9 protein-coding genes and 3 pseudogenes are annotated in these 14,084 nt (G+C 38.1%); 1 reads left to right on the top strand and 11 read right to left on the bottom strand.

The window, feature by feature from the left end; translation table 11 throughout:
• Positions 1 to 8 precede the first annotated feature (8 nt).
• From ACLHDF_RS14530 to asnB, 9 genes and pseudogenes are all read right to left on the bottom strand, one after another.
• Positions 9 to 1,688, bottom strand: coding sequence for a M20/M25/M40 family metallo-hydrolase (locus ACLHDF_RS14530; RefSeq protein WP_413919459.1), 1,680 nt, complete (start codon positions 1,686 to 1,688; stop codon positions 9 to 11).
• 103 nt (positions 1,689 to 1,791) lie between these two features.
• Positions 1,792 to 2,997, bottom strand: a complete 1,206-nt coding sequence (locus tag ACLHDF_RS14525) for an ornithine--oxo-acid transaminase (protein ID WP_413919458.1) — start codon at positions 2,995 to 2,997, stop codon at positions 1,792 to 1,794.
• A gap of 23 nt (positions 2,998 to 3,020) precedes the next feature.
• Positions 3,021 to 4,568 carry an L-glutamate gamma-semialdehyde dehydrogenase gene (gene pruA / locus ACLHDF_RS14520; protein ID WP_413919457.1) on the bottom strand — a complete coding sequence of 516 codons (1,548 nt, stop codon included), beginning with the start codon at positions 4,566 to 4,568 and terminating at the stop codon, positions 3,021 to 3,023.
• A gap of 366 nt (positions 4,569 to 4,934) precedes the next feature.
• Complete coding sequence (locus tag ACLHDF_RS14515; protein WP_413919456.1) at positions 4,935 to 5,969, bottom strand: LacI family DNA-binding transcriptional regulator; 1,035 nt, start codon at positions 5,967 to 5,969, stop codon at positions 4,935 to 4,937.
• Between the two features lie 54 nt (positions 5,970 to 6,023).
• Positions 6,024 to 7,538, bottom strand: coding sequence for an alpha-amylase family glycosyl hydrolase (locus ACLHDF_RS14510; RefSeq protein ID WP_413919455.1), 1,515 nt, complete (start codon positions 7,536 to 7,538; stop codon positions 6,024 to 6,026).
• A 149-nt stretch (positions 7,539 to 7,687) separates the two neighbouring features.
• Positions 7,688 to 8,065: pseudogene (locus tag ACLHDF_RS14505) on the bottom strand (hypothetical protein); the annotation flags it as partial.
• A 78-nt stretch (positions 8,066 to 8,143) separates the two neighbouring features.
• Positions 8,144 to 8,982, bottom strand: a pseudogene (locus ACLHDF_RS14500) (phytoene/squalene synthase family protein).
• Positions 8,983 to 9,037: 55 nt separating this feature from the next.
• A pseudogene (locus tag ACLHDF_RS14495) lies at positions 9,038 to 9,382 on the bottom strand (phytoene desaturase); the annotation flags it as partial.
• Between the two features lie 335 nt (positions 9,383 to 9,717).
• Complete coding sequence (gene asnB / locus ACLHDF_RS14490; RefSeq protein WP_413919454.1) at positions 9,718 to 11,565, bottom strand: asparagine synthase (glutamine-hydrolyzing); 1,848 nt, start codon at positions 11,563 to 11,565, stop codon at positions 9,718 to 9,720.
• Positions 11,566 to 11,736: 171 nt separating this feature from the next.
• Here asnB and ACLHDF_RS14485 point away from each other — a divergent pair, with 171 nt between their 5' ends.
• Complete coding sequence (locus tag ACLHDF_RS14485; protein WP_413919453.1) at positions 11,737 to 12,297, top strand: DUF2777 domain-containing protein; 561 nt, start codon at positions 11,737 to 11,739, stop codon at positions 12,295 to 12,297.
• 41 nt (positions 12,298 to 12,338) lie between these two features.
• Here the strand turns inward: ACLHDF_RS14485 and ACLHDF_RS14480 are convergent, their stop codons facing one another.
• On the bottom strand, positions 12,339 to 12,686 hold the full coding sequence (locus ACLHDF_RS14480; protein ID WP_413919452.1) for a DUF1516 family protein: 348 nt from the start codon (positions 12,684 to 12,686) through the stop codon (positions 12,339 to 12,341).
• A 78-nt stretch (positions 12,687 to 12,764) separates the two neighbouring features.
• Complete coding sequence (locus tag ACLHDF_RS14475) at positions 12,765 to 13,937, bottom strand: DUF418 domain-containing protein (RefSeq protein WP_413919451.1); 1,173 nt, start codon at positions 13,935 to 13,937, stop codon at positions 12,765 to 12,767.
• Positions 13,938 to 14,084 lie beyond the last annotated feature (147 nt).

Genomic DNA, 14,084 nt, shown 5'->3' with positions numbered 1-14,084 from the left:
TCATTTTCTTACATGTTGTTTGTATAAGCATGACAACTCTTTAACATATGAACAGTTGTTTCTTGAATCAACTTAGGAAGGACGCCGAACGAATAAGGTTTATACACTCGCTCTGTCCACTTATGTCCGTCTTTCCCATATACCCCCATATTGATGGACGGAATATTTAATTTTCGAATTTCATGGAAAGGAATCGTCCCTGCAATACCCCACCCTGGAAAGTTACGTGTAAAAGCATCGATTTCCTCATCTGTCTCATGAAGAGATAAAAAGCTGCCATCCGCTAGGTATGGGAAGAATTTTTTAAACTGAAACGTCTCTCCCGTCTGTTTTCCAACCTTCTCCACTGCCGCTTTTAAGGTATAAAGAAGCTGCTGATCTCTGCTTTGATCTTTCTTCAAGTGATTATGAGGCAAGTAAGGCGGTGCAAAAAAGATAATTACGCGCGGCCTTTGATGCGGATCTAACTTTTGAAGTTCTTCAATTACTTTAAAGCACCTTGTTCTAAGTTCTAAATGTATATATTGTTCGAAAGCTCGTTCAATACAATCCTGAGCATTTATCCCTTTTTGATCTAATTCCTCCAGATAATCTTCCAAGCTCACAACATCCACTTTCCAAGACAAGTTTCGCTTTGGTAAATTTGTTCTCCAGACAAAAGATTCGTAATAATCAGAAAGTTCTCTCTCCACTTTTTCACATGCTTCAATTGATAATCCAATTAATTGGTTCATGACTTCTTTTGCCGTTCGTTCATAGATGAAATAGTTAAAATATAAGTGACTGCTTACAGCGGTTTGCACATTATAAGCCTCTTTATTATCTCGTTGATACAGGCAAGAAGGCGGTAGTATCAACTCTCCTTCAATATTTTCAGCTAGATTAATATTGTTATGAATACTTCTCGTAATCTCCGATGCAATCAAATTAGGATCTATGCCAGCAAGCGTATCTCCTACATGTACTTCTCTTCCGTAAATATAAAAACAAGGAAGCAGTTTCCCGGCAGCCCCAGTATAAATATAGCGCGTGGAGTCTCCATCGTACAGAGGTGTAATAAAGTCTGTATTAATAGCGGCTACATATGAAAGATTTTTATCTTTTTTCAAGCGGTTCAGTTCAGAAACAGCGGAAATAATTCCAGCATGCTGACTTTCCTCATCTGGATTGACCATAAAAAGAACGTTTCCTGCCAATTGATCTCGGTTATTGGTAAAATATAACACATTAGCCAAATGTACAGCAATTCCACTTTGCATATCAACGGCTCCTCTTCCGAACATCCATTCACCTGAGCGAGCATCTCGCTGTACATCTTCATTGATATTATGCATAGAGAAATAGCGCTCAAGTTCTTCTGAATCTAACGCTATATCTTTTAATGAACCAAAGTCTTCAATACCGACCGTATCTAAGTGAGCATGATAAATAATTGTTTGAGGATTCTTTCTGCTGCCTTGGATAAAAGCAAATACATTTTTTCTGCCTAGCGCATCACCCTCAATTTTCTGTTCCCAGACGTAAAACGGATTTTCCTTAAAGTAAGGGAAACTTTGGAGCGAGTTTTTAATAAAATCAGCAACCTCCACTTCGCCGCTTGTCCCATTGATACTTTTGATTTTCACTAGCGCTTTTGTTAAACATTCAACTTGCTCTTCCATCCTTAGCTGTGAGAGTTGGGTATACACTTCTATTCCTCCTGTCTATCAAATAAAAACCTCATTTAGCTGCGTATGAATAAAAATAGTACGATATATACATATCGTACTATTTTTATTTAATTTAAACAGATTACTCAGCAAATACTTTTTCAATTCGTTCGATTGCCCAATCTAACTCTTCTTTTGAAATCGTTAAAGGAGGAGCAAAACGAATAACCGTACTGTGCGTTTCTTTACAAAGTAAACCTTGTTCTTTTAATTTTTCGCAATAAGGACGAGCCTCTTCATGCAATTCTACTCCAATAAATAGACCGCGGCCGCGCACTTCTTTCACAACTGGATTGCTTAAGCTTTGGAGCTTTTGCTTGAAGTAAGAGCCTAATTCTAATGAACGTGCTGGAAGTTCTTCGTCTTCAATTACTTCCAAAGCAGCTAATGATACGGCACAAGCAAGCGGGTTACCTCCAAATGTTGAACCATGAGAGCCAGGGTTAAAGACGCTTAAAATGTCTTCGTTAGCTACTACGCAAGAAATAGGGAAAACTCCGCCTCCAAGCGCTTTACCTAAAATCAGCATATCTGGTTCTACGCCTTCCCAATCACAAGCGAACATCTTGCCTGTACGCGCTAAGCCCACTTGGATTTCATCAGCAATAAATAGCACATTATGTTCTTTACATAAGTCAGCTGCAGCCTTTAAAAACCCTTCTGGAGGTAAAACGATACCTGCTTCACCTTGAATTGGCTCAATTAAAAATGCGGCTGTATTTGGTGTAATCGCAGCTTTTAACGCTTCTAAATCACCGTAAGGAATCGTTTGAAGCCCTGGAAGCATTGGTCCAAAACCACGTTGATATTCCGCTTCAGATGATAATGAAACAGCTGTCATTGTACGACCGTGGAAATTGCCTACACACGCGATGATTTGTGCTTGATTTTCAGCAACACCTTTCACATCGTAAGCCCAGCGGCGTGCAGCTTTAATGGCTGTTTCCACTGCTTCTGCTCCTGTGTTCATTGGAAGAGCCATATTTTTGTTTGTTAACTTACAAATTTTTTCGTACCATGGTCCAAGCTTATCATTGTGAAACGCTCGTGAAGTTAACGTTACTTTATCAGCTTGACGTTTTAATGCTTCGATAATTTTTGGGTGACGGTGTCCTTGGTTAACAGCGGAATAAGCACTTAGCATATCCATATATTTATTATTTTCTGGGTCGTATACCCATACGCCTTCTGCCTTTTCGATTACAATCGGGAGCGGATGGTAGTTGTTTGCACCAAATTTTTCTGTTTGCTCAATAATTTTCACCGTTTTTTTTGTTTCAGTTGTCATATTTATTCCTCCTTATTTCCCCATTAGAATGTTTCAGATGTTGTTTTTGCTTGCATATGAAGAACAAGATAATCTGGTCCACCTGCTTTTGAATCCGTTCCTGACATATTAAACCCGCCAAAAGGCTGATACCCTACAATCGCTCCTGTACAACCTCTGTTAAAATACAGATTTCCAACATGGAACTCTTCACGAGCGCGTTCAATATGCTCACGGTTATTTGATAATAAAGCTCCTGTTAATGCATATTCTGTATTGTTAGCAATCTCCATCATATGATCAAAATCTCGTGCTTTAGAGAATGCTAATACCGGACCAAAAATTTCTTCTTGCATAAGACGGGCTTTTTCATCTACATCCGCAAAAATAGTTGGCTGAATGAAGTATCCAGTTGAATTGTCTGCTTCTCCTCCCGCAACGAGACGCCCTTCTTCTTTTCCAATTTCAATATATGATAATACTTTATTGTACGAAGCCTCGTGAATAACAGGTCCCATATAAGTTGAAGCTTCTTCTGGGTTGCCGACAGTTAATGTTTTTGTTAGTGCAGCTGCTTTTTCAAGCACTTCATCATACACATCTTGATGCACAACAGCACGAGAACCTGCGGAACACTTTTGCCCTGCAAAACCAAATGCAGAGTATACGATTGAAGAAGCTGCTAAATCAAGATCCGCATCTTTATCTACAGCCACCGTATCTTTTCCACCCATTTCAGCAATAACACGTTTTAGCCATTTTTGTCCTGGCTGTACTTTTGCTGCTCTTTCATAAATACGGCAACCTACTGCGCGCGAACCGGTAAATGAAACAAAGCGTGTTTTTGGATGTTCCACTAAGTAGTCACCAATTTCAGGTGTAGCACCAGGAATAAAGTTTAATACGCCTTTTGGTAATCCTGCTTCTTCCATTACTTCTACAAATTTCGCTGCTACTACAGGAGTGGCATCAGCTGGTTTTAATAAAATCGTGTTTCCCGTTACAATGGCTGCTACTGCTGTTCCAGCCATAATAGCTAACGGGAAGTTAAACGGTGAAATAATAATACCTACGCCAAGCGGAATATAATTGTACTGATTATACTCACCGTCTCGGCTCTGTACTGGGGAACCGTCTTTTAAGGTCAGGACTTGACGTGCATAATACTCTAAAAAATCAATTGCTTCTGCTGTATCAGCATCTGCTTCGTTCCAAGGCTTTCCTGCTTCTTTTACAAGATAACTAGAAAATTCATGCTTTCTTCGACGGATGATGGCCGCTGCGCGGAAAAGAATATCGGCGCGATGTTCTACTTTCCATTTTTTCCACGTTTCAAAAGCTTTTAGGGCTGACTGCATCGCTTGCTCTGCTAGATCTTTATTTACCGTCGATACATATCCAATCACTTCTTTTATATTTGCTGGGTTAACAGACGAAATTTTCTCTTCAGTTTCCACTTTTTCACCGTTAATCACAAGCGGGTACGTCTTGCCAAGCTGTGTATTCACATATGTTAATGCTTCTTGAAATGCCTTCTTATTGTTTTCATCCTTAAAATTTGTAAATGGTTCATGAGAATAAGAAACTACCATGATATATACCTCCTAGTATGCAAATCTTTGTTTACTTTATAGTTATGCAAATAGCGTGCCAACTTTTAATAAAATTCACAACCTCTTTATTTATCAAAACTTTGACCACTTATGCTATTCTTTCTTTTTTATAAAAGAAAAAATAATTGGCATATGTATATTTTTTTTGCACTTTAGCCGCCAATATTTTTAGCACAAAGAAAGAGAATGAGACATAACTAAATCACTTCAATCAACAGCTAGAAGCAACTAAACACATGAAAACTACGTTCACCATTACCATGAAAAAATCCGAACGATGAATCGTTCGGATTTTTCTTCAACTAAAATACTTTTGTTCCAGCCTCTTTCTATTTGTGTATAAAGTTATCTTTTAGTCATTTGAATGGTTTTACAGGACTGTCTTTTAATCATTTTGTGAGGAACGCGCACTTGTTCTGCAACAGCATATGGCGTTTCGATTTGCTTAATTAAGCAGCGGACAGCCTGATAACCAAGTTCAAAAATATTGATATCAATAGATGTGAGAGCAGGTCTAGCCATTTCGGCGATTAAGACATTATTAAAACTAACAATAGAAATGTCTTCAGGAACCGAAATGCCCATTTCATCCAATGTATTTAAAACGCCTAATGCCATTAGATCATCTGCTACTACCAGGGCCGTTGGGCGTTCTTTTAGAGATAAAAGTTCACAAACCGCTTCTTTTCCTCCTTTCTGTAGAAATTCTTCATGAATCACATACTCATCTCGATAAGGGATGTTTGCTTTTTGAATCGCTTTATCATAGCCGGTTAAACGGTCAATAGTAACGACTAATTCAAGGCTTCCTCCAATAAATGCAATACGTTCATGACCGGACTCAATTAAATATTCCGTCGCTTCTTTTCCAGCTTTAAAGTTATCATTATCAACAAACGTGATGCTTTCACTATGCTTAAACGGTTTTCCAATAACTACAAACGGTACGCTCTGCTCTTGCAAATAAGAGAGCACTTGATCATCAACTTTAGAGTACAGCAAAATTAATCCATCCACTCGTCTCCCCTGTACCATTTGAACAACTTCTGCAAAAATCTCTTCTTCCGTTTCCCCAGTGGACATATAAATCGCTCTTTTGTTTTCGTGAGCTCCGGTACTGATTCCTCTTAGCACTTCCGGGAAAAATGGATTTTGAAACACCTTGTCCGCTGAGCTCGGCATCACTAGGCCGACTGCCTCTGTCGTTTGATTTGCTAGACTTCGTGCAATAATATTTGGGTGATAACCAAGTTCTTTCATAGCCAATCGCACGCGCTGTTTTGTTTTTTCACTAATTCTTGAGCTGTCTGCAATGACGCGAGATACCGTCGAAGGGGCTACATTTGCTAAAATTGCCACATCTTTTATTGTTACACCCATAATTCCACCTCTTAATTATGTTTTCTTCAATACTTATCCAATATAATTTGACAACTACGACGCGCTGTCCTTTCTACGAGATTGAGAAATTTTCTTTTCTTTTCTTCTTTTTGACGATGCTTTGTACAAAAAGATGCCAAATCCCGTATAAACAGCGGCAACCGCTGCGATATATCCAATATTAAACCCTGACTTTTTCACTACTTTATATACATTTGTGGTCTCAGGCTCCAATGAAACGTTGTATACATCGTCAACTGGCCGTATAATTCCTTCCGTTATTAATCCTCTTAGTTCATTTTCTTTTCCAACTTTTTCAAGCGGGACATTAACGGACGACGTTTCCTTTGTATTATTAATCACCACAAACGTTGTTTCATCCTCATACCTTCTCTTGTATACAGCCACACCTTTTTGGTCAGAAACAAGGGTAAAGCTTCCTTTTCGAAGAGAAGGTGACTTTGCTCTAAGTTCAGCCAGTTTTTTTATATGATCTATAATATCCGGATTAGCTAAAAAATTCATCATGCCATAATTTTCTGCTCCCTTTCCCCCGTTTAGCGCAATTTCCGTTCCATAAAAAACGATCGGTACACTCGGTGAAGTATAAAGGTAAGAAAGTCCCTGCTTCGTTCGTGCGCCAGGATGATTTTCACTCTCTAATGCTTTTGCTGTAAAACGTGTGCTATGAACATCATCTAAAAAATTGGCTAAAGGCAGATTGCTTCCTTTGTCCCACTTGTCATACAACATTTTCTGCGAACGATTAGTATCGCTAAATGTATCAGCAGTAGCTTCGGCTAAAGTCCTGTCTACAACCAAATCAATTCCCATCGACTCGGCCTGTTCACTTTTTTTTAATGAATGCCCGTTTATTTCTCCTATTAATAAAAAAGAAGAGTTCATGTTTTTTAGCGTCTGAGAAAAGGATGAAATAAATTTAGAAGGAGCTAGATCAATATCTTTGACGTAATATCCATCAATATCTGACTGTTTGCTCCACCAAGCAGCGTTTTTAATAAGGTATTTTTCCACACTGCTTTCTTTGAGATTAAGATGAGGCAGCGCTTTAATTACTTCGTTATCTGCACCGGATTCATTACTTATCCATGCTTGTTTTTCTTTATCTGCTACCCAGTTATGATGGTTACTAATTGTTAAAGGAAATTCGACGATAATTTTTATATTACGCTCATGTGCTTTTTTTACAAGATTTTGTAAGTCTTTTAACGTTCCAAAATGATTGTCTATTTTATAATGGTTGGTTACCGCATATCCATGATAGCCTGCATCATCGTTTTCCATAAAAGGCGTTAATAAAACAGCGGTAAATCCCATCTCTTGAATATAGTCTAACTTTTGTGCTACTCCTTGTAAATCGCCTCCATAATAGGCATCTAAACGTTCATAGTTAACATTTCGATCATTTCGTTCGCTTCCATTATAAAAACGGTTGATCATTAACGAGTATATCACCTCATCATGTATATCTTTATGTTCTTGCGCTGAGGCGCTGCTTCCAAAAAGCAATAATAGTACAAGCAGCATACTTATCCTCTTCCATTTCATCTATTCCCCTCCTATAGACGAACTGTTTCAAACTCACTTTTGTTTCCATTATAACGTTAACGCTTACATTATTGTTAAATAAGTTGATAAAAACAAAAAAGTGATTAAATGTTTTTGCATTTAATCACTTTTTCCCTATCTATATACTACTATATCGTCTCATTTACGTTTGTTATATGAGGTTGATCCGATATTTTACCAACGTTATTTAATCGGTCAATCAGTCCAACACCAAATTCAGGATGAAGATCACCGTCTCCTGTCGCTACAAAACTTTCATGAAATTCGTATGCAGATGAACCGTGTTCAGCAAAATCTAAACCAGCAATTTCTTCTTCGCTCGATACTCTAATAGCGTTGACTTTTCCACTGCTTCCATACTTTACAAGTCGTACTTCTAGAAAAGTAACCGCTACAGCCGCACCAAGAGCTCCAGTCAAGTGAACAATCATCGATCCTGCAAAATCTACGAACCCTAGTTTAGACAACCATCCTCCTTCTCATAATATGTGACCTACAACTGGATAATTTTCTTATTTACATAGTAGTTAACACTTTCATATTTTTCAAAAAAAGTAACGCAAAGGAAAAGTAATCTCTTTGCGTTACCCCGTAGAAATAGATGTCATAATTTGTTTTTTCACTTGACTTGTGACAAAGTGCTTTTCTGTAAATACTTCATAACGTTCTTTTCGAATTTTATCAAGAATCGCTCGGTATAAATGTGCGGCTCCTGTAAGAGGTAAACGAGAAGTGGCGGGATATTTATGAATCGACTGAAGCCCTATCTTTCGGCTTCTTTGGCCAGATGCTCCCACATTTCTATAAATTCAGAAGTGACCCACCGGTTCTCTAATAGGGTGCGCGTATATCCATAAGAATCCATGAGGGCTTTCGGTAAATAAATGCGCCCTCGTTCCAAGTCTTCCCCAACATCTCGTAAGATGTTAGTCAGCTGCATCGCAATGCCTAATGCAATTGCTTCTTTTTCTAATTCTTTATGAGTGGTTGGAGCTAAAATCGGTAAAAGCATTAACCCTACCGTACTCGCTACATGAGAGGAGTATGTTTTCACTTCATCAAGCGTATCGTATTCTTTTTTCACTAAATCCATCCGCTGCCCGCTAATCATATCATCAAACGCTTGAACGTTCATTTCATATTGTTCAAATACGTTGCGCAGGACTACCCACATGGCGCTTTCGTTTAATAGTTCTCCATTTTTAAACCGGGCAAACTCCGCTTCAAATTGCTGCAACTCTACTTCAGGGTTGCTTCCTTCATCCACAATATCATCAACTTGACGGCAAAATGCATATACCGCCCATACTGCCTTTCTTTGTTTGGATGGCAGTATGGAAAAAGCTTTGTAAAACGTTTTTGAGTTTTCTTTAATAATTTCTTCACATTGATTATACGCTTTGTCTAACGAAATGTTCATCATACAGGATCCCTGACCCCTTTCTCTATTAAAGGATAAACTATCGCTTCTCAAGTCCTTAAGAAAGCTTTGCAACCGTTCGCATAGACGATTGTTCAATGAGATGATCAGCCAGCATTTTTGCTCCTTGCATAACAATCGGCACGCCTCCGCCTGGATGAATAGATGCTCCGACCGCAAAAACATTTTTATATTCATACGGCTGATACTGGGGTCTGAATACGCCTGACTGAAACAGCTCAGGAGCAATACCAAAGCTCCCGCCTTCGTAAAGTCCAAATGCTTGAGCATCATTTGGCGTGCGTACTTTTACCCACTCTATTTCTTTACGAAGCTCTTCAAACCCTTTTTCTTCTAAAGTTCGAATGACTCTATCAACAAAATCTTGTTGGTTGCTCCAATCACGATAACGTTTTTTTGCATATATACACCCCTATATTTATACAATAGTTATACAAATATCACACAAAACTTTATTATTAAACATAACGATAAACTGCTTGTCTTTATTCGAATCATAAAATTACCAATAACTAAACTATTAAAATATGACGTTCTTACCATTTTTCCAGAGTTTCAATACACTTTCCCTTTATTCGGTGCTTTCAAGCTTTTATTTTATATCTATGTAAATTCATACAAAAATAGACTGTGGTCTTCTTCTCTGCTTAAACGCACAAAAAAGAGACATAGATAACTTATGCCATAAGAAAAACCCTCTGTAATGAGAGGGTCCTGTCATTCTACAATTTGAATATTGTTGTGAGTGAACCAGACGTGAATTTGAGCTAGATGAGCTAACAGCTGCGGTCCGGTCATTAATTGACCAAACCAAGGTGCTTTAAACCCTTCTCCGCCTGTATCAATAATATGCTTTAACTGCTGCTTATCAAAAAATTCATGAAGAGGTGACTGTTTATCTTGTAAAAGAGATTGAAGCCATACAGTTACAGCTTTTGTATAAGCTGGGTTATGCGTTTTAGGGTAAGGGCTTTTCTTGCGATAAAGGACGTCATAAGGCAAAATTCCTTCAAGCGCTTTGCGTAAAATTCCTTTCTCTTTATTGCCCGTCATTTTCATCTCCCACGGAATATTCCATGCATATTCCACAAGGCGATGATCTGCAAAAGGTACGCGTACTTCTAAACTCGCTCCCATGCTCATGCGATCTTTACGATCTAATAAAGTTGTCATAAACCAAATTTGATTTAAATAAAACAGCTTTCTCCGCTGCGCATCTTCTAACGATTCACCCTCTAATTCAGGAACTTCTTTTAATGTTTCTTCATATCTTGCACGCACATAATCTTCTAACTGTAATTTCTTTCTCCATGAGCTTTGCAGCAAATCAATTCGAGCATCTAATGAACGCATCCACGGGAAGGTATCTGAAGACAAATCATGTTTTCGATGAAACCACGGATATCCCCCAAAAATTTCATCTGCACATTCTCCTGATAAGCTGACGACAAAATCTTTTTTGATTTCGCGACAAAACCAAAGGAGTGATGAATCTACATCAGCCATTCCAGGAAGGTCTCTCACCTCTACAGCCTCTGTTAAATGCTGCACAAGGTCCTCCGTTGAAATAATGCAGCGATGATGATTTGTTTGAAACGTATCCGACATGAGCTTGATATAAGTTCCATCAGAATTTGGCTGAAATTCATTTGCTTTGAAAAATTTATCATTGTCCTCATAATCGATAGAATACGTATGAAGAGATCCCTTACCTCTTTCTTTAAACGCATTTGCAGCGATTGCTGTAATGGCGCTTGAATCTACTCCACCTGATAAAAATGTACAAACCGGAACATCGGACACTAGCTGCCTTACAATCGCGTCTTGCACTAAAAATTTAACCTTTTCTGTAGTTTCACCTAAATCATCTGTATGCTGTTCACTTTTCACGTTCCAGTATCGCCAAATTTTTAGCCCGTTACGTGTGAGCGTGAGTGCGTGAGCCGGGCGTAATTCATTTATTTCTTTAAATACACCGTGGCCGGGAGAACGGGAAGGGCCTAAACCAAATACCTCTGCTAATCCATCTAACCCTACTTCTGCTTTCACCTCAGGATGAGCTAATATCGCCTTTAATTCTGATGCAAACTGAATTCCACCTTTATAAGATCGGTAGAATAGAGGCTTCACTCCCATTCTGTCACGTGCTACAAATAGCTTTTCGTTGGCTTCATCCCAAATTGAAAAAGCAAAGATACCGTTAAAGTGATCTACGCACGCTTCTTTCCATTCTATATAAGATGTTAGGAGTACTTCCGTATCTGAATGCCCTTGAAATTGATAGCCTCTTTTTATTAATTCTTTCCGAATATCTTCGGTGTTGTAAAGCTCTCCGTTATAGCAAAGCGTGTAGAGCTGTTCGTTTTTTTCTCTCGTCATCGGCTGTCTTCCGCCTTGAGGATCTACTACAACTAAGCGCTTGTGTCCAAAGGCAACATGCTGTTGTGTCCATACGTTGGTGTCATCAGGACCTCTTTTCGATAAAGTGTCAGCCATCTTTGTTATTGTTGCTGTTTCATTTAAAAGCGATCGCTTTAAGTCGACCCAACCCGTTATACCACACATCGTTTATCATCCTTTCTTTCACGCTCTTGTTTATGAATGAAATAATGCCATTGTATGCACGCAATAGTTACAGTTGAATTGTCCTTATATTTTATTTTTACTTTCGAGTTATAAAGAGAGCTTTTTTAGGCAATAAAAAAATATGGATAAATTTAACACGGAGGTTTGATTATGAAACATTATTCTAAACAACAAGCTATGAACAATCAGCCGCGTTCCTTCGTGATTGGTACGGTTGAATGTATTGATTCACAGTGGATTTTCTTTGAAGATGAAAGTGACGAAGCTTCCATGCTTCATGAAGTAATGGACGATACATTAGAACTTCTTATTGATACACGCTGGGAAAAAGCCATTATGGTTGATGACCGTCAAATAAAGCTTCACGATGGAACGTATTTATTGCGAAATGGAGATAAGCTAAGACTGACCAAAAAGCTACCTTATGCATACGAACAGCTGCTTCAATCACTACCAAAAGAGACCTTTTTATCATTTACTCAGCACTTAAATTCATTAAAATTCTCTCTTTATGATTGTATTTACTGTCACAACACATTATGTTTTTTACCGACAGACGGTAATACAAAAGGTGCTAATTTTATCATTTATGACAATGAGGAAAACATTTGTGCCGTTCAGCATTTATTCGAACGAGGTACACATCACCTAGATCGATTTGAATATACCGTTAACGATGGAGAGCGTTCGATGAATATTTTTTTAGATTAAAGCAAAAGAAAACAGCTATCCTGTCCAAGATAGCTGTTTTCTTATCCTAGTACGACATAGCCATAATAGAATACTAAGATAAGCGCAATTGCAAGAACTGCCCAAGCAACGCCTGTGCGCTTTCCTTTCTCCGTACGAACAAGTACCATTTCCATTCCCACAAGCACTAACACTCCGGCAATTCCTTTAATGAGCGCTGCACCTTGAAAATGGTACCAAGCTGCTAACATATGCAGACCTGATACTAATACTAATAAGTATAAAAGTCTCGCCACCATATGTAGAATTTTCTGACCTTTAGCTCTACCTGCTCGATGTAAAATCAACGAAACCACAAACGAGATAATCAATAATGTCCAAAGCGTTACATGAATATGTAGTGGAGCCATTCATCTCACGTCCTTTCTGAAAATATCATATCATGAAAACCTTTCCTTCACCAACAATAAAAGGAAGTAAAAGGATTTTTAGCGGCTGCGTCCATAAGTAGCAAACCGAATAAGTTTTTCAAGCGGCCCATCTGAAAACATACTAATCCATATCCAGCTTGCCAGCAGTTGAATAAAAATGATACTTACCCCGATAGACAAACCTTCTACAATTGAAATATGTCCGTAGTATCCTAACCCATATGAGTAAAAAAGAAATGTACATACAATAGACTGGACAATATAATTAGTTAAAATCATTCTTCCAAAAAAGGCAAAAGGCCGCATGATTTTTTGAATAGATACACTTCGCATCACTAGTGTGACTAGTGTTACAATAAAAATAGCGCCTGCCGTCCCTCCGATTGTATCGTGAATATAGGATGTGGCTACGTTGTGATTTAAAGCATACGGCAGTACGGATGCTGCTGCATACACGATGAATGAAATAAGACAAAGCCACTTGGTCTCAACTATATATTCTTCTATTTCTTCAAACCATTCGCTTTTTGCCATAAAACCACCTAATAAAAACAGTGGAAATAGCGATAAAAACATAAAAGGTACCGTATTTAAATTATACGCGTAGTACCAATCAAGCAAGCGCTGATGAAAGATTGATGCAAAACTTCCGTGTCCATATACTTGAAGGGCTTGGTCAATAATTGGCTGGTGAATTCCCGCTGCTGTATCTCCTTCATTAGCAAAAGCAGCTACTGTTAAAATAACAATCATAATTACAGCGTAAATACTAAATATTCCGGTTCCCCATGCCAATAATACTTCTTTTTTGGCTTCTTGAAAGAATAGCATGATCAAAGCAAAGAAGCTGTATATCACAATCATATCACCGTGCCAAATAAATAAAGCATGAATAGCCCCAACGACAAGCAAAGCCGTCATTTTTCTTACATACAAAGGAGTAAAACTTATTTGTCTTTCATATGTACGCTGGAACATTTTCATAAAACCAAATCCAAACAAAATAGCGAGCAGCGCATAGCCTGTCTTTCCTACAACTCCATCAACTAATCTATTAGCAACATCATTCATTCTTGAACTGTCCAATAAATTATTGTCGTAATATGAAGCAGGCGAATAAAAATTCGGCATGTTCATGAGCAAAATACTAATAAGCGCGATTCCTTTTAATACATCCGCTGCTTCAATACGTTGTTCTTTATCAGCTGCATTCATTTTGAAACGTTTCATTCTTTCACACCTTACATTATTTCATTATTGCTTTCACATTATATCGAACGCAAAAGTTTTTCTTCAATGTTTACTATTTCCATTCCTCTCTTTAATGTTTTACTTACCCTCTGCATATAGATAAGAAAAAGCATTAATCACCTTTTT

This window comes from Priestia megaterium, from assembly GCF_046599315.1.
GTDB classification, from domain to species: Bacteria; Bacillota; Bacilli; order Bacillales; family Bacillaceae_H; genus Priestia; species Priestia megaterium_F.
The sequence above is the reverse complement of the archived record's forward strand: the minus strand, read 5'-3'. Positions and strand labels throughout refer to the sequence as shown.

Bases quoted from the DNA above. Each gene is read 5' to 3' on its own strand.
- asnB (WP_413919454.1), bottom strand. From the start codon at position 11,565: ATGTGTGGTATAACGGGTTGGGTCGACTTAAAGCGATCGCTTTTAAAT.
- ACLHDF_RS14525 (WP_413919458.1), bottom strand. From the start codon at position 2,997: ATGACAACTGAAACAAAAAAAACGGTGAAAATTATTGAGCAAACAGAA.
- pruA (WP_413919457.1), bottom strand. From the start codon at position 4,568: ATGGTAGTTTCTTATTCTCATGAACCATTTACAAATTTTAAGGATGAA.
- ACLHDF_RS14475 (WP_413919451.1), bottom strand. From the start codon at position 13,937: ATGAAACGTTTCAAAATGAATGCAGCTGATAAAGAACAACGTATTGAA.
- ACLHDF_RS14480 (WP_413919452.1), bottom strand. From the start codon at position 12,686: ATGGCTCCACTACATATTCATGTAACGCTTTGGACATTATTGATTATC.
- ACLHDF_RS14510 (WP_413919455.1), bottom strand. From the start codon at position 7,538: ATGAAATGGAAGAGGATAAGTATGCTGCTTGTACTATTATTGCTTTTT.
- ACLHDF_RS14485 (WP_413919453.1), top strand. From the start codon at position 11,737: ATGAAACATTATTCTAAACAACAAGCTATGAACAATCAGCCGCGTTCC.
- ACLHDF_RS14515 (WP_413919456.1), bottom strand. From the start codon at position 5,969: ATGGGTGTAACAATAAAAGATGTGGCAATTTTAGCAAATGTAGCCCCT.